The 15,334-nt window shown below is 65.9% G+C and carries 16 protein-coding genes; 1 reads left to right on the top strand and 15 read right to left on the bottom strand.

Annotated elements, in window-relative coordinates; all coding sequences use genetic code 11:
• The 6 genes from F6X42_RS26290 to F6X42_RS26265 all read right to left on the bottom strand — a co-directional run.
• The coding region (locus F6X42_RS26290) for an MBL fold metallo-hydrolase (protein ID WP_246530219.1) at positions 1-839 on the bottom strand (839 nt) is incomplete at its 3' end.
• A complete protein-coding gene (locus tag F6X42_RS26285; RefSeq protein ID WP_187636994.1) occupies positions 836-1,303 on the bottom strand; it encodes a MaoC family dehydratase in 468 nt (155 codons plus the stop codon). The genes F6X42_RS26285 and F6X42_RS26290, both read right to left, overlap by 4 nt.
• Positions 1,300-1,545 (bottom strand): DUF1289 domain-containing protein, encoded by a 246-nt coding sequence (locus F6X42_RS26280; RefSeq protein WP_187636993.1) that lies wholly within the window; start codon positions 1,543-1,545, stop codon positions 1,300-1,302. Before F6X42_RS26280 ends, F6X42_RS26285 begins: the two co-directional genes overlap by 4 nt.
• A 5-nt stretch (positions 1,546-1,550) precedes the next feature.
• Entirely contained in the window at positions 1,551-2,072 is a 522-nt protein-coding gene (locus tag F6X42_RS26275) for a YbaK/EbsC family protein (protein WP_187636992.1), read from the bottom strand.
• Between the two features lie 34 nt (positions 2,073-2,106).
• Positions 2,107-3,033, bottom strand: a complete 927-nt coding sequence (locus F6X42_RS26270; protein WP_187636991.1) for a hydroxymethylglutaryl-CoA lyase — start codon at positions 3,031-3,033, stop codon at positions 2,107-2,109.
• A gap of 122 nt (positions 3,034-3,155) precedes the next feature.
• Positions 3,156-4,097, bottom strand: a complete 942-nt coding sequence (locus F6X42_RS26265) for a 2-hydroxyacid dehydrogenase (RefSeq protein ID WP_187636990.1) — start codon at positions 4,095-4,097, stop codon at positions 3,156-3,158.
• 314 nt (positions 4,098-4,411) lie between these two features.
• Between F6X42_RS26265 and F6X42_RS26260 the strand changes: the two genes are divergently transcribed.
• Positions 4,412-5,014, top strand: coding sequence for an RBBP9/YdeN family alpha/beta hydrolase (locus tag F6X42_RS26260; protein WP_187636989.1), 603 nt, complete (start codon positions 4,412-4,414; stop codon positions 5,012-5,014).
• A gap of 155 nt (positions 5,015-5,169) precedes the next feature.
• On the opposite strand, the gene bioB is transcribed toward F6X42_RS26260, so the two are convergent.
• From bioB to F6X42_RS26215, 9 genes are all read right to left on the bottom strand, one after another.
• Positions 5,170-6,270 (bottom strand): biotin synthase BioB, encoded by a 1,101-nt coding sequence (gene bioB / locus F6X42_RS26255; protein WP_187636988.1) that lies wholly within the window; start codon positions 6,268-6,270, stop codon positions 5,170-5,172.
• 51 nt (positions 6,271-6,321) lie between these two features.
• Positions 6,322-7,062: a dethiobiotin synthase gene (bioD, locus tag F6X42_RS26250; protein WP_187636987.1), complete on the bottom strand. Its 741-nt coding sequence runs from the start codon at positions 7,060-7,062 to the stop codon at positions 6,322-6,324.
• Complete coding sequence (gene bioF / locus F6X42_RS26245; protein WP_187636986.1) at positions 7,059-8,243, bottom strand: 8-amino-7-oxononanoate synthase; 1,185 nt, start codon at positions 8,241-8,243, stop codon at positions 7,059-7,061. Before bioF ends, bioD begins: the two co-directional genes overlap by 4 nt.
• A complete protein-coding gene (bioA, locus tag F6X42_RS26240) occupies positions 8,243-9,604 on the bottom strand; it encodes an adenosylmethionine--8-amino-7-oxononanoate transaminase (RefSeq protein WP_187636985.1) in 1,362 nt (453 codons plus the stop codon). The genes bioF and bioA overlap by 1 nt, the downstream gene beginning before the upstream one ends.
• Positions 9,605-9,943: 339 nt before the next feature.
• Positions 9,944-11,251, bottom strand: a complete 1,308-nt coding sequence (locus F6X42_RS26235; RefSeq protein ID WP_187636984.1) for a dienelactone hydrolase family protein — start codon at positions 11,249-11,251, stop codon at positions 9,944-9,946.
• Positions 11,252-11,793: 542 nt separating this feature from the next.
• Positions 11,794-12,249 (bottom strand): YchJ family protein, encoded by a 456-nt coding sequence (locus F6X42_RS26230; RefSeq protein ID WP_187636983.1) that lies wholly within the window; start codon positions 12,247-12,249, stop codon positions 11,794-11,796.
• 7 nt (positions 12,250-12,256) lie between these two features.
• Positions 12,257-13,387 (bottom strand): acyl-CoA dehydrogenase family protein, encoded by a 1,131-nt coding sequence (locus F6X42_RS26225; RefSeq protein WP_187636982.1) that lies wholly within the window; start codon positions 13,385-13,387, stop codon positions 12,257-12,259.
• Between the two features lie 11 nt (positions 13,388-13,398).
• Positions 13,399-14,076 (bottom strand): SDR family oxidoreductase, encoded by a 678-nt coding sequence (locus tag F6X42_RS26220; protein ID WP_187636981.1) that lies wholly within the window; start codon positions 14,074-14,076, stop codon positions 13,399-13,401.
• 27 nt (positions 14,077-14,103) lie between these two features.
• Positions 14,104-15,312 carry an acetyl-CoA C-acetyltransferase gene (locus tag F6X42_RS26215; RefSeq protein WP_187636980.1) on the bottom strand — a complete coding sequence of 403 codons (1,209 nt, stop codon included), beginning with the start codon at positions 15,310-15,312 and terminating at the stop codon, positions 14,104-14,106.
• Positions 15,313-15,334 lie beyond the last annotated feature (22 nt).

The raw sequence follows: 15,334 nt of genomic DNA, 5'->3' as shown, positions 1-15,334 counted from the left end.
GCGCTCAACGTCACGTTCCTGATTCCATTACTACGTTGCGCATCCTGCTTGGACAAAGGCTCATGCAACGGTGGCTCTCTTCCTGTACGGCAATAGACTGCGCAACTACTTTTGTGACACAGTAGTATTAGCACTTTCAGCGCATTCTTTGCGTTGCGCGCGGGATCGGCGCGCAACCATGCGACGCGCGACATCGCGCGTTCGAGCGCCGTTTCGACATGCGCGAACGGCGCGCCGTGGCCCGGGATGACGACGCGCACGTCGAGCGTTGCGATCAGGTCGAGCACCGCTTGCTGCTCGGCGAAGCCGCTTTCGCCTTCGAGTTCGGGAAAGATCACGCCGAAGCCGTTTTCCCACAGCGCATCCGCGCTGATCAGCAAGCGTTCGTCCGCGCAATAGAGCATCAGCGAATGCGGATCATGGCCGGGCGCGCCGAGCACCTGCCAGTCGAGCGCGCCCAGCCGCAAGCGTGCGCCGGGTGCCAGCGTGCCGGTGAAGCCGAAGCGCTCGCAGGTTTGACCAGTCGCGCGAAAGCTGAGGCGCGTTTCGTCCCAGTCGCGCACGGCAGCGGCTTCGGATGACGGAATCAGCGTGCGGCACGGCCACGTAGCCTGCAACAGTGCGTTGCCGCCGCAATGATCCGAATGCAGGTGCGTGTTGACGATCAGATCGAGCGGCCGCGTGCGCAACGCATTGCGTACCAGCGCGACCGTTTGCGATGCGTGCGTCGCATAGCCGGTATCAACCAGCGCGGCGCACGTGTCGTCGACGAGCAGCACGTTGTTCGACGACAGCCAGCCGCGCTCGAAAACCCGGATCGATGCGGGCAGCGCGATCATGGCGTGCTCGCGTGCGCGTTTGCGTCTGCGTCGGGCTTCGGCATCACGAGGATCGTCGACGTGCCCGTCAACATCAGCTCCCCACGCTGATTGACCACCGAGCCTTCGAGGAAGGTCAGGTCGCCGTTCAGGCTCGGCTTCCAGTGAGCGTCGCGCACGCGCCACGTGATCGTCAGCGTGTCGTGCGCGTGCACGGCCTTCTTCAGCTTGATATCGAATTCGAGACCCAGCGGCTGCGCGTAGGTCGAGAAATGCGTGGCGAGCAGCGCCATGAAATACGCGGTGGGTTGCGTGCCCGACGCGATCAAGCCGCCAAAGCGGCTTTGCGCGGCATACGCTTCGTCGTGATGCAGCGGGTTCAGATCGACGACGAGCGTCGCGAACGATTTGATTGAATCCACCGACAACTCGAGCGTCGAGCTGAACGTCTCACCGGGCGTCACGATGCGCGGCGCGGCGTTCATTGCTTGTCCTTCGTCGTCGATGGTGTGCGCGTCGCCATGAATTCCGCGTGGCGCGCTTCGATCGCGTCCCACACCGCGCGCTTCGCGTCGTCGTCGAGCATCGACCAGCCGGCGATTTCGTCGATCGTGCGCAGGCATCCTTCGCACCAGCCCGTCGATGCATCCATTCTGCACACGCTGATGCAAGGCGACGGCACGCAACCGCCGTCGCCCTTGTCATCGTAATCGTTGCCGCTCGCCATCGTGTTCAGGCCGGCTCACGCAACGCGACATCAACGACCGGCGCGCCCGTCAATGCGATCAGCTCCTGCGCGGTCAGATTGAACACCGCATGGGGATGACCGGCGGCGGCCCACAGACTCTGCAGCGCGAGCAGATCGGCATCGATCAGCGTGACGGGCTCGGTCGCATGACCGACCGGGCACACGCCACCAATCGCATAGCCGGTCTTTTCGCGCACGAACTTCGCGTCCGCGCGGCCGATCTCGCCGACCTGCGCGGCCACTTTCTTTTCGTCGACGCGATTCGCACCGCTCGCGATCACGAGCACCGGGGCGTCGTCTTCGCGGCGCCGGAACAGGATCGACTTCGCGATCTGCGCGATCGAGCAGCCGAGTCCGGCGGCCGCTTCGGCGGAAGTCTTGCCGGTGTCCGGCAGCATCACGATCCGCCCCGCGTGACCGCGTTCGCGCAGCAGCAGTGCGACGCGGCGGGCCGAGTCGGGCAGCGCGGCGAGATCGTCGGAGTCGAAGGACGTGAGGTCGTTCATCGTTTGGGACCCTGAATGAAAATGGATGCTGCGGTTATGCGCAGGTGTTCGCTTCGCTGCGCGCCTTCGCGAGCAGCGCTTTACCGGCGCGCGACACGTTGGGCCGGCCGATCGCGTTCGAAATGAAGTCGCCGATTTCAACCACTTGCGCGAGGTCGATACCGGTCTCGATGCCGAGGCCGTTCATCAGATACAGCACGTCTTCGGTCGCGACGTTGCCGGTCGCGCCCTTCGCATACGGACAGCCGCCGAGCCCCGCGACCGATGCATGAAAAATCTCGACGCCTTCGAGCAGCGCCGCATAGATGTTCGCGAGCGCCTGGCCATAGGTGTCGTGAAAGTGCCCCGACAGGCGCTCGCGCGGAAACACCTGGGTCACCGCCTCGAACACTTCGCGGGTGCGCCTGGGCGTGCCGACGCCGATCGTGTCGGCGATATCGATCTCGTCGCAGCCGAGCGCCGCGAAGCGCTTGACGACGTCGACGACCGACGCGACCGGCACCTCGCCCTGATACGGACAGCCGAGCGCGCACGACACGCTGCCGCGAATGCGCAGCTGATGTTCTTTCGCCGCTGCGGCAACCGGCGCGAAGCGCTCGATGCTCTCCGCAATGCTGCAGTTGATGTTCTTCTGCGAAAACGCCTCGCTCGCCGCGCCGAAGATCACGATCTCGTCGGCGCGCGCGGCGAGCGCGCCTTCGAAGCCGCGCAGGTTCGGCGTCAGCACTGAGTAGATGGTGCCAGCGCGGCGCTCGATGCCAGCCATCACGTCGGCGCCGTCGGCCATCTGCGGCACCCATTTCGGCGAGACGAACGACGCCGCTTCGACGTTGCGGAATCCCGCCGTCGACAGTCGGTTGATCAGCTCGATCTTGATCGCCGTCGGCACGAAGTCCTTCTCGTTCTGCAGCCCGTCGCGCGGACCCACTTCGACGATTTTCACTTGCTTCGGTAAGGCCATGATGTGTCTCCGATCCGATGCGGTTTATCGCTGTCCCATCGAGGATGGGCGTTGCCGTGTTGCGGCAATTCAATTCAGCCCGCGCGCGTGCGACGCGCGCGAGCGCGGGGTTCACTCTTCACTCAATAGCCGCGTTCGAGCTGCACTGCGCCGCTCACCTGTTCACCGCGCATCATCGCGCCGATCTTGTCCGCGACCTGCGCGACGCTGTCTTCGCGCAACGTCAGCGCCGACGTATGCGGCGTGATCGTGATGCGCGGCTCGCGCCAGAACGGATGATCGGCGGGCAGGGGTTCTTCGCGGAACACGTCGAGCGTCGCGGCGGCGAGCTGGCCGCTTGCGAGCGCGGCGAGCAGATCCGCTTCGACCAGATGCGCGCCGCGCGCGACGTTGATCAGATACGCGCCGCGCGCGAGCTTCGCGAAGGCTCGCGCGTTCAGCACGCTTTCGGTGTCGGGCGTATGCGGCAGCAGATTGACGAGCACCTTCACGCCGTCGAGAAAGCTATCGAACTGCGCATTGCCGGCGAACGTCGCGATGCCGTCGATCTGCCTGGCGCCGCGGCTATAGCCGCGCACCGGCAGGCCAAACGAAGCGAGCGTTCGAGCGACCTGCGTGCCGAGCACGCCGAGGCCGAGCACGCCCACCGTGAACGTTGCGCGCTGATGCGGCTCGAGCACTTGCCAGCGGCGCTCGTGTTGCAGCATCTGATATTCGTCGAAGCGGCGCAGATAGCGCAGCACCGCATGCGTCACGTATTCGGCCATCTGCGCGCCCATGCCGGTATCTTCGAGGCGAATCAGCGGCACCTTCGGCGGCAACGTGCCTGGGTGCGCGCGTTCGAGCGCGAGAATCGCATCGACGCCCGCGCCGAGATTGAAGATCGCGCGCAGCGCATTGCGGCCGGCCAGCATCTCGCGCGGCGGACGCCAGACCACCGCGAAATCGGCTGGGGCGGTGTCGCCGGGCTGCCATTCGCGCAGCTCGGCCGCGGGCAAGGCGCGCGCGAAGTCGTGCAGCCACGCGGCGGCTTCGGTGTGCGGTGCGTAGAAGAGTATTTTCATGCGGTCCGGAATGCGTCGGCGTCGATGTGAGCATGAGCGGGGCGGACCCGGAGCGCGCCATGGCAATGGGACGACGCGTGCGGCATCGGGACTCCTCCCGTTCTGGATAGGCTTCATTCTACTTTTTCGACGCAAATCGCGCGCGTTTGTGCACGGACATGCGCGTTGAGATGGACGCCGTCGTGGATGTCGACCCCGCGCGCACCGCGCATGTCTTCGTTCGCCCGATAACGAAAGCACAAAAACTTGGTTCATCGACGCGCGACCGAGCGGGACAATGATTGCCCGGATTTCCTGCGCAGCGAGGCACGCACATGCTTTCATGCACCCGATCGAGCTGGCCGCCGCGGCTCGTCACCGTTCCCGGCCTGCACGGCAGCGAAGGCGCGCATTGGCAAACATGGCTGGAGCGGCAGTTCGCGCGCTCGTTGCGCGTCGAGCAGGCCAATTGGGACGCGCCCGATCTTGCGCTATGGGCGAAGTCGATACGCGATCTGCTCGCGCGCGAACGCGGTCCGTTCGTGCTGGCCGCGCATAGCTTCGGCTGCCTCGCGACTGCGCATGCGTTGCAGCAAGGCGCGCTCGTCAGCGACGTGGTCGGCGTGCTGTTCGTCGCGCCGGCGAGTCCGCGCAAGTTCGAATTCGCGGGACCGTTCGACGCGCGACGGCTGGGCGTGCCGTCGATCCTGATCGGCAGCGAAACCGATCCGTGGATGACGCTCGCCGACGCGCGCGATCTCGCGCGGCGCTTCGGCAGCGCGTTCGTCAATCTCGGCGACGCGGGGCATATCAACACGGCGGCGGGCTTCGGTCCGTGGCCGCGTGCGAAGTATTTCGTCGATACGCTCGTGCATTGCGCGGCGCCGCTGCGCTTTCGCGAAGAGGCCATCGAAAGGCCGCAGCATGCGCTTGTGTGAGCGCCGTGTGGCGCTGCGCGAGGGCAGCAATCGCTAGAATCCCGCTTCACGCCGCGCCTGATGGGGGGACGTTCGATCAGGTTACTGTTGATCGGAAGTAAGCACCAGATTTCTCGTCTGGCGCATGCGACTTGGCGGCGCAGCGATTCCGCGACTCAATTCGCCACGCCATGTTCCCCATGCTCATGAGCACACGCACGCTCGCACCCACTCTGCTCGACCGGCATCTGCTGCGCGGCTTCAGCGTGAATCCCCAGACGCGCGAGCAGCTTGCGATCCGCTTCCGCCTGCGGGTTGCTGGTGGTCAACAACTGGTCGCCGTAGAAAATCGAATTCGCGCCCGCGAGGAAGCACATCGCCTGCAACGCCTCGTCCATCTGCTCGCGGCCGGCCGACAGACGTACCATCGCGCGCGGCATCGTGATGCGCGCAATCGCGATCGTGCGCACGAATTCGAACGGATCGATCGCTTCGGTCCCCGTCAGCGGCGTGCCTTGCACCTGCACCAGATTGTTGATTGGCACCGATTCCGGATACGGTTCCATGTTCGCGAGCTGCGCGATCAGCCCCGCGCGTTCGCGGCGCGATTCGCCCATGCCGACGATGCCGCCGCAGCACACGTTGATGCCCGCGTCGCGTACGCGTTCGAGCGTGTCGAGCCGATCCTGGTACGTGCGCGTCGAAATGATCTGGCCGTAGAACTCCGGCGACGTATCGAGATTGTGGTTGTAGTAGTCGAGGCCCGCATCGCGCAGTGCTTGTGCCTGGTGTGTTTCGAGCATGCCGAGCGTCACGCAGGTTTCGAGGCCCATCGCCTTCACGCCGCGGATCATGTCCTTGATCGGCTCCAGGTGGCGGTCCTTCGGATTGCGCCACGCGGCGCCCATGCAGAAGCGCGTCGCGCCGTTCTGCTTTGCGACCTGCGCGGCGGCGAGTACGTCGTCGACGGCCATCAGCTTGTCGGCCGCGAGACCCGTGTCGTGATGCACCGATTGCGGACAGTACGCGCAATCCTCTTCGCAGCCGCCGGTCTTGATCGACAGCAGCGTCGACAGTTGCACCGCATTGGCGTCGAAATGCTCGCGATGCGTTTGCTGCGCGCGAAACAGCAGGTCGTTGAACGGCAGTTCGTACAGCGCGACGATATCGGCGACGCGCCAGCGCGCGAGCGGCTTCGCTTCGGTAGCGGCTGCGGTCGGATTGCTGTTGGCGGCGCTCGCTTCGGCGGTGCCCGCTGCGATGTTCAGTTTTGTCATGTGATCGATCCTCGTAAACGGATGAATTGGGTTCGGTGCTGCGGGGCAGCGCTATGCCGCGCGCAATTGGCGCAGCGTTTGCAGAAGCCGTCGAATGTCGAGCTGTTGCGCCGCAAGTTCCGGCGACGGCGGGCTGATATGCGGCACGACGCCGAGCAACGGTGCGTCGTACGCTTGCGCAAGATGTGCGCGAATCGACGCGATGTTTTCGTCGGGAAAGGTCATGTCCGGGTCGATGCGATTCGCGACCCAGCCCGCGAGCGTGAGACCGCGCGCGACGATCGCTTCGGCGGTCAGCAGCGCGTGGCTGATGCAGCCGAGCCGCATGCCGACCACCAGCACGACCGGCAGCTTCAGTGCGACGGCGAGATCGGCGGTGTCCCGCGTCGCGGTCAACGGCACGCGAAAACCGCCGACACCTTCGACCACGACAACCTCGGCGAGCTTCAGCGCCTGGCTGTGGCACGCAACGATGTGCTCGAGATCGAACGACACGTTTTCCAACGCGGCCGCGATGTGCGGCGCGGCCGGTTCCTTCAGCAGATACGGCGTGCGCATGGCGGGCGGCAGCAGCACGCTCGACGCGGCATCGAGCAGATCCGCGTCCTCGTTGTGCAGCACGCCGTTCACTTCGAACGCGCCCGCCGCGATCGGCTTCATCGCGGCTGCCTGCAGGCCTCCGCGCACGAAGCCGCGCAATAGCGCCGACGACACGAAGGTCTTGCCGATTTCCGTATCGGTGCCGGTGACGAACAGCGACAGCGTGCCGTCATCGTTATTCAGATTGCTCATGCCGCGCGCGTTCCAACCTGTTGCAGGCCGGCTTCGAGCCGGTCGAGATCCGCATGCGAGTGCGCGGCCGACAGCGAGATACGCAGGCGCGACGTGCCGGTCGGCACGGTCGGCGGACGGATCGCGGGCACCCACAACCCCGCGCGATCGAGCGACGCGGCGATGTCGAGCGTCGCATCGTTCGCGCCGATGATCAGCGGCTGAACGGCCGTATGCGAATCGACGGGCAACCACTGCGTCGCCTTCAGCATCGCGCGCGTGCGTTCGATCAGTTGCTGGAGATGCGCGCGGCGCGCATCGCCTTCCTCGCCACCGATGATGCGCAGACTCGCCGACACCGCATGCGCGGCCGCCGGCACCGACGCGGTCGTGAAGATATACGGACGCGCGCGCTGCACGAGCCATTCGATCACGGTCGCATGCGCGACGACGAACGCGCCGGAGACACCCGCCGCCTTGCCGAGCGTGCCGATCGAGATCAGATGCGGCGAGCGCAGCGCGGCTTGTGCGATCGCGCCACGGCCTTGCGGGCCCAGTACGCCGAAGCCGTGCGCATCGTCGACGATCAGCCATGCGCCGTGCCGCTCGGCGAGTTCAAGCAAACGCGGCAGCGGCGCGATGTCGCCGTCCATGCTGAACACCGTGTCGGACACGATCACCTTGACGTCCGCCTCCGACGCTTCGAGCATCGCGCTCAATGCATCCATGTCGCAGTGCGGATAGATCTGCACATCCGCGCGCGACAGCCGCGCGCCGTCGATCAGCGAAGCGTGATTGAGCGCATCGGAGAACAGCGTCGTGCCGCGGCCCGCGAGCGCGGTCAGCGTCGCGAGATTCGCCATATAGCCGGTGCTGAAATACAACGCGCGCGCATCATCGACGAAGCCGCCGGCAAATTCGGCGAGATCGTCTTCGAGTTGCGCATGCGCACGCGAATGACCGCCGAGCAGATGCGAGCCGCCGCTGCCCGCGCCGTACAGGCGCGCGCCTTCGGCGATCGCGTCGATCAATCGCGGATGCGCGGCAAGGCCCAGATAGTCGTTGCTCGCGAAGCCGATGATGTCACGGCCGTCGACCGTCATGTGCGCGGCGCATGGTGTGTCGGCGGTGCGGCGGCGTCGGCGCAGACCTCGTGCGTCGAGTTCCTTGAGCCCTTCGGCGAGCGTATCGAGCAGATGCATCAGCGGGCCTCCGCGAGCGTGGCGCCGAAGGTGTCGCGCGTGCGTGCGGCGAGCAGCGCGAGTTCTTCGTCGTCGAGGATGTACGGCGGCATCAGGTACACGGTGGTGCCGATCGGGCGCAACAACAGCTCGCGTTGCAGCGCGTTGTCGAAGAAGCGGCGCGAGAACGTTTTGGCTTGCTCGGGATCGTCGATCATCGCGTCGAACGCGAAGATCGTGCCGCGCTGACGCAGATTGCGCACGTGCGCGTGCTCCGCGAGCGGCGCGAGCGCGGCCGCGAGCGTCGCCGATTTGCGTGCGTTGGCGGCGAGCACATCGTCGCTCGTGAACAGATCGAGCGTCGCGAGCGCGGCGCGGCACGCGAGCGGATTGCCGGTGTACGAGTGCGAGTGCAGGAAGCCGCGCGCGGTGTCGTCGTGATAGAAGGTCGCGAAGATCTCGTCGCGCGACAGCACGATCGACAGCGGCAGATAGCCGCCGCTGATGCCTTTCGACAGACACAGGAAGTCGGGCCACACGCCCGCCTGTTCGCATGCGAAGAAGGTGCCGGTGCGGCCGCAGCCGACCGCGATTTCGTCGGCGATCAGATGCACGCCGTACTGGTCGCACAACGCGCGCAATCCGGCGACGAACGACGCGTCGTGCATCGCCATGCCGGCCGCGCATTGCACGAGCGGTTCGACGATCAGTGCGGCGATGCGGTTCGCGCGCGCCTCGAACAGCGCGCGCACGTTGTCGAGCGCGCGGCGCGCGACGTCGGCGGCGGTTTCGCCCGCTTGCGCGAGTCGCGCATCGGGCGACGCGACGACGTGCGCGTGACGAATCAGCGGGTCGTATGCGTCCTTAAACAGTGCGACGTCGGTCACGCCGAGCGCGCCGATCGTCTCGCCGTGGTAGCTGTTGGCGATACAGACGAATTCCTGTTTGTCCGCGTAGCCCCGGTTGCGCCAGCTGTGAAAGCTCATCTTCAGCGCGATCTCGACGGCGGACGCGCCATCCGAGGCGAAGAACGCGTGGCCGAGCGTGTTGCCGGTCAATGCGTGCAGACGTTCCGCGAGTTCGACGGCGGGCTCGTGCGTGCAGCCGGCGAGCATCGTGTGTTCGAGCGTGTCGAGCTGGTCTTTCAGCGCCGCGTTGATGCGCGGGTTCGCGTGACCGAACAGATTGACCCACCACGAGCTGATCGCGTCGAGATAGCGATGACCCGCGCGATCGAACAACCATGCGCCTTGACCGCGAGCGACGGGGATCAGCGGCAGACGTTCGTGGTGCTTCATCTGCGTGCACGGATGCCACACCGCGCGCAGACTGCGGGCGACCCAATCTTCAGGGGCGACGGGGGGAACTGCTGACTTTTCCAAAGAGGTACTCCAGGATGCTTTTTTGCCACGCGCGCAAGCCTCGACGAGTGCGCGGGGTCGAGATTAGCGGTTTATTCCGTCGCGCGCATCACCCGCGAGACCCGCGTTTTTCGCGGTGGCGTCGAGGTTTGGCGCCGTTCGATGCAGCTTGTTCGATTTCGTGAGGGAAGATCGCCAATCGACGGAGTTAGCGACGTCAAAGTAATGGGCTATTACTGGCCAGAATTTGGGTGACGAGGTGTTTTTTGCGGGGGAACCGAGCGCACAAGAAAAAGCCCGCCGATACGGCGGGCTTGCGGCACATCAAAATCAGCGCGACTTTAAGGCTACATGCGTACTTCACTCCCGGCTCGCCATCGCTGGCCGGCCGTTGGCATCGGCACCATCCGCATCCGCCGTCTGCGAGCTCTGGTTACCCCACACGACCGCGTTATCGACCGCATACAGCCGGCACGGATCGGAGCTCTGTTTCTGGCAATTCGCCACCGCCACCGACATCGGATTGTCGCCGCCCTCGGCCCACGACCACGCGCCCGAATCCGACACCGCGAACGCGCGGCTCGGATACTGATGCAGGAAGTTGCGATAGCCATTGCGGCCCTCGTTGTCGAGGTACGGCACCGCATCGACCGCGTCGAGCGCGGCGAAGCCGGTCGCCTTCGGCGCGGCCGGATCGGCGACGTGATATTGCACGGCCGTCGGCATACCGGCGCGCGCGAGGAATGCTTCGACGGTCGGCCACCACACGTGCACGCCGTCGCGGTCGCCGATAAGCCGATGCGCGTCGTTCTTATAGTTGCCGAAATCGATCATCTTGACGCTCGCGCCGTGCGCGCGATACGCGGCGTACATGCTCGCGACGAGCGGCGCGTTCCATACCGAATCGTTATTGCCATAGAGCCACAGCGACGGCACCGTGGTTTTCTCGCCGTATGCGCCGAATGCGCGCGTCAGATTGCCCTGCCAGTCCTCGCAGGCGTCCTGACGCAGGCCGCCCGAGAAATTGATCAGCGCGCGCACGCCGGGCGCCGCTTCGGTGCCGTACGCGATCGTCGCCAGACCGCCATGTGAAGTGCCGGCCACCGCGATGTGCGTCGCGTCGACATAAGGCTGCTTCGACATGTAATCGATCGTCGCGGCAACGTCGCCGGCCTGGCCGAGGCCATTGCGCTCGACGTCGCAGCCGTCCTGCTCGTACACGCCGTCCGAGTGGCCGAAGCCCTGGCGGTTCGGCGCGACGACCACGTAGCCGCGGCGCACGAATTCGCGCGCGAACGGCAGTGGGTCGCTGCGTTCCTGGGTGCGCGGGTCGCCCGGAATCTTGCCGTGGTTGAACACGATCATTGGGAACGGGCCGGGCCCGTCCGGCTTGTAGATCGTGGTTTCGAGCGTGACCGCGCCGGCGGCGTCGACCGGCACGCGGATGACCTTTTCGTTCAGGCGCGCGGTGGGCAGATAGACGTCGTCCTCGAGCGCGAGCCGCGGCACGCGGGCGCGCGACAGCGGCCCTTGGGTGTCGCTTAGCGGCGTCGCATTCTGTGTCGAAGCAGACGTGTAGGTGAGCGAATCGGCGTGCGCGATCGCGACAGCGCACGTGGCCGCGGCGCAGATCACCGCACATTTCGTCAGAACCTTGCTCAACTCCATCGACGTACCTTTTTCGACACAAAAAGACCCACTCGCGTACGTTGTGCGGGAAGCGCACGCACGCCAATCGAGATTGCACGGGATGAACCCAACGGCCGGCGCGACCCCACGCGCCGAAGATGAGCGTCACTCGATGCCGCCGGAGTCCGCGGCCCGCATTCGATCGGCGGCCCGTCAGGCTTCCTGCGCATGTTGCGGAGCCGGCATGACCGGCTCTCGCAATGTGACGTCATGAAACAACGGACTCATCCTGGCACGCCAATTTTGTTTTGTGCAATCAAGGAGAACCCGCGAGGAAAAAATTGCTGCATGTGCGAACGAGGCTTCAAAGCCTTGCGGGGCAAAGGCTGCGGACGTATGGCGGCAAGCGGCGGGTAAAGGCCGTGTAAGTGCTGTGGTGCTCGGCCAACAAAGAGCACAGCGGAGAAAAACGAAAAAGGCCCTGTCCAAGGGCCTTTTATGAATCTCGTCGCGAGGGACGAAAGACGTCGGAAAGCTTCGTCGTGCAATGTAGCGACTACTTAATCGCCGCTTGCTCGTCGTCACTCGTTGACGTCGCCATCGACATAACGCCAGCGGCCATCATCGCCGCGCAGGAAGCGGCTCACTTCATGCAACCGTTGCGCACGTCCCCCCACCTTGTAGCGGGCGACGAATTCGACGGTCGCGTGATCGGCATCGCTTTCGGCGAACGCTTTGATCTGCAGTCCGAGCCAACGGGGCGCGTCGGGCGCGGCAGGGTCGGCGTCGAGAGCGGCGGGGCAGGTGCGGGCGTCCCACGTCGCGCGCAGATAGTCCGTTGCACCGAGCACGTACGCGCTATAGCGCGAGCGCATCAGTTCCAGCGCGCGCGGCGCCGCGTCGCCGCCGTCGATATAGCGACCGCAGCATTGCGCGAAACGCGGCGCTTTGGTCGCGGTGCCGCCGCGTGTGTCGGGCGTGGCGCCGCCGCACGGACAGTCGGCGGGTCTTTGCAGTGACAACAATGGTTTGTTCATCGAAATTTCAGTTGAGCGCGCGAGCGATCAGCATCTTCTGAATGTCGCTCGTGCCTTCGTAGATCTGGCACACGCGCACGTCGCGGTAAATCCGCTCGACCGGGAAGTCGCTCAGATAACCGTAGCCGCCGTGAATCTGCAAGGCGGCCGAGCAGATGCGCTCGGCCGCTTCGGAGGCGAACAGTTTTGCCATCGCGGCTTCGGTCAGACACGGCTGGCCTGCGTCCTTCAGTGACGCCGCATGCCAGATCAATTGACGCGCGGCTTCGAGCTGCGTCGCCATGTCGGCGAGACGGAACTGCACCGCCTGATGCGAAAACAGCGGGGCGCCGAAGCTCTCGCGTTCTTTCGCGTAATTCAATGCCGCCTCGAACGCGGCGCGCGCCATGCCGACGCTTTGCGCGGCGATGCCGATGCGCCCGCCTTCGAGACCCGACAACGCGATCCGGTAGCCTTCGCCCGGCGCGCCGATCAGGTTCGCGGCCGGCACGCGGCACGCCTCGAACACGATCTGGGCGGTATCCGACGAATGCTGTCCGAGCTTGTCCTCGACACGCGCGACCACGTAGCCCGGCGTGCTGGTGGGCACGATGAACGCGCTGATGCCGCGCTTGCCGGCGGCCTTGTCGGTGACGGCCATCACGATCGCGACGTCGCCGTTCTTGCCGCTTGTGATGAACTGCTTGACGCCGTTCAGCACGTACGCGTCGCCGTCGCGCGTCGCGGTGGTGCGCAGCGCCGACGCATCCGAGCCCGCCTGCGGCTCCGTCAGGCAGAACGCGCCGAGCATCTCGCCGCGCGCGAGCGGCGTGAGCCAGTCGCGCTTCTGCGCGTCGTTGCCGTAAGTCAGCAGGATGCTGCATACCGGGCAGTTGTTCACCGAGATCGCGGTCGATGTGCCGCCGTCGCCAGCCGCGATTTCTTCGAGGATCAAGGCGAGCGCGAGCGCATCCATGCCGGCGCCACCATACGTTTCGGGCACCAGCACGCCATAGGCGCCCAGCTCGGCGAGCTGCCGGTGCACGTCGCGCGGAAAGGTGCGCTCGCGGTCCCATTGCGCCGCGTACGGCGTGATCGCTTCGCGCACGAAGGTGCGCAGCGCGTCGCGCACCATCAAGTGATCCTGATCAAGCACCATGAACGTATCTCCTACCAGTCGAGCTGCGTACCGTCGTGCTGAAAGAAGCGGCCGTGAAAAGCGTCGCGCGATGCGGCCGCCTGCGCCAGCACTTCGCGCATGCCCGCGACGCTGCGCGCCGGATCGAGCGCGGCCTGCGCGCCGCCCATGTCGGTGCGCACCCAGCCGGGATGCAGCGACACGCAGGTCGCGCGCTGCGCGTCGAGCGACGCGAGCTTCAGCACGTCGTTCAGCGCCGCCTTGCTCGCGCGATACAGCCAGCCGGTCGTGCCGCTCGCATCGGCGATGCTGCCCATGCGGCTCGAAATCACCGCGAACACGCCGTCCGTTTCCTCGACGAGCGGCAGCAGGATCGGTAGCAACTGCATCGGGCCGCGCACGTTCGTGTGCATCACGTGATCGAAGTCCTCGGCGCTGACCGTCTCGATACCTTCGGTGCGCGGGCCGTACACGCCCGACACCAGGATCGCCGCATCGAGGCGTTCGCCGTCGAGCTTCCAGCCGAACGCCGCGATCTCCTCGGGCACGGTGACGTCGAGCGCGAAGGTTTCGGCGCCCAGTTCGTTGAGCGCGTCGAGCGCGGCGCCGTCGCGCGCGGTCGCGAGCACGCGCCAGCCGCTCTTGCTGTACTGCCGCGCGAATTCGCGGCCGAGGCCGCGCGACGCGCCGACGATCAATACTGTTTTCATCGTATGCCTCGAAGTTTTGCCGACGCGTCAGATCAATTCGATACCCATCGCGGTCGCCTCGCCGCCGCCGATACACAGCGTCGCGACGCCGCGCTTCAGACCGCGCTTTCTGAGCGCGCCGATCAGCGTAACGACAATGCGCGCGCCCGAGGCGCCGATCGGATGGCCGAGCGCGCATGCGCCGCCGTTCACGTTGACCTTGTCGTGCGGTAAATCGTGCTCTGTCATCGCGGCCATCGTGACGACCGCGAACGCTTCGTTGATCTCGTACAGGTCGACGTCGCCGGCGCGCCAGCCGTTCTTCACGAACAGCTTGCGGATCGCGCCGATTGGCGCGGTGGTGAACTTCGCGGGCTCCTGCGCGAACGTCGAATGACCGACGACGCGCGCGAGCGCCTTGACCCCGAGCCGCTTCGCGGTGGACTCGCGCATCATCACGAGCGCGGCCGCGCCGTCCGAGATCGACGACGAGTTCGCCGCCGTCACGGTGCCGGTCTTGCTGAACGCGGGTTTCAGCGTGGGGATCTTGTCGAGGTTGGCCTTGAACGGCTGCTCGTCGCGCGCGATCGTGACGTCGCCTTTGCGGCCCGCTACGGTGACTGGCGCGATTTCCCAGTCGAACGAGCCGTCCTCGTTCGCGCGCTTCGCGCGGTTCAGCGACTCGATCGCGAACGCGTCCTGCGCCTCGCGCGTGAAGTCGAACGACGCCGCGCATTCCTCGGCGAACGTGCCCATCAGACGGCCTTTGTCGTACGCGTCTTCGAGGCCGTCGTAGAACATGTGGTCGAGGACCTGGCCGTGGCCCATGCGCATGCCGCCACGCGCTTTCGGCAGCAGATACGGCGCGTTCGTCATGCTTTCCATGCCGCCCGCGACGATCACGTCGAGGGAGCCGGCGGCCAGCATGTCGTGCGCGAACATCGCCGCGCGCATGCCGGAGCCGCACATCTTGTTGACCGTCGTGCAGCCGGTGGCGAGCGGCAGACCCGCGCCGAGCGCGGCCTGGCGCGCGGGCGCCTGGCCGAGGCCGGCGGGCAGCACGCAGCCGATCACCGCTTCGTCGATCTGCTCGGGCTTCAGACCCGCTCGTTCTACGGCCGCCTTGATCGCGACCGCGCCGAGTTGCGGCGCGCTCAGCGACGCGAAGTCGCCCTGAAAGCCGGCCATCGGCGTGCGCGCCGCGCTGACGATCACGATCGGATCGGCATGGATACCACTGTGGTTTGCGTCACTCATGTTAGAGCTCCTTGGTCATAGC

It is taken from the genome of Paraburkholderia podalyriae (genome assembly GCF_014397785.1).
Classification (GTDB): Bacteria; Pseudomonadota; Gammaproteobacteria; order Burkholderiales; family Burkholderiaceae; genus Paraburkholderia; species Paraburkholderia podalyriae.
This window is presented reverse-complemented; position numbering and strand designations above follow the sequence as displayed.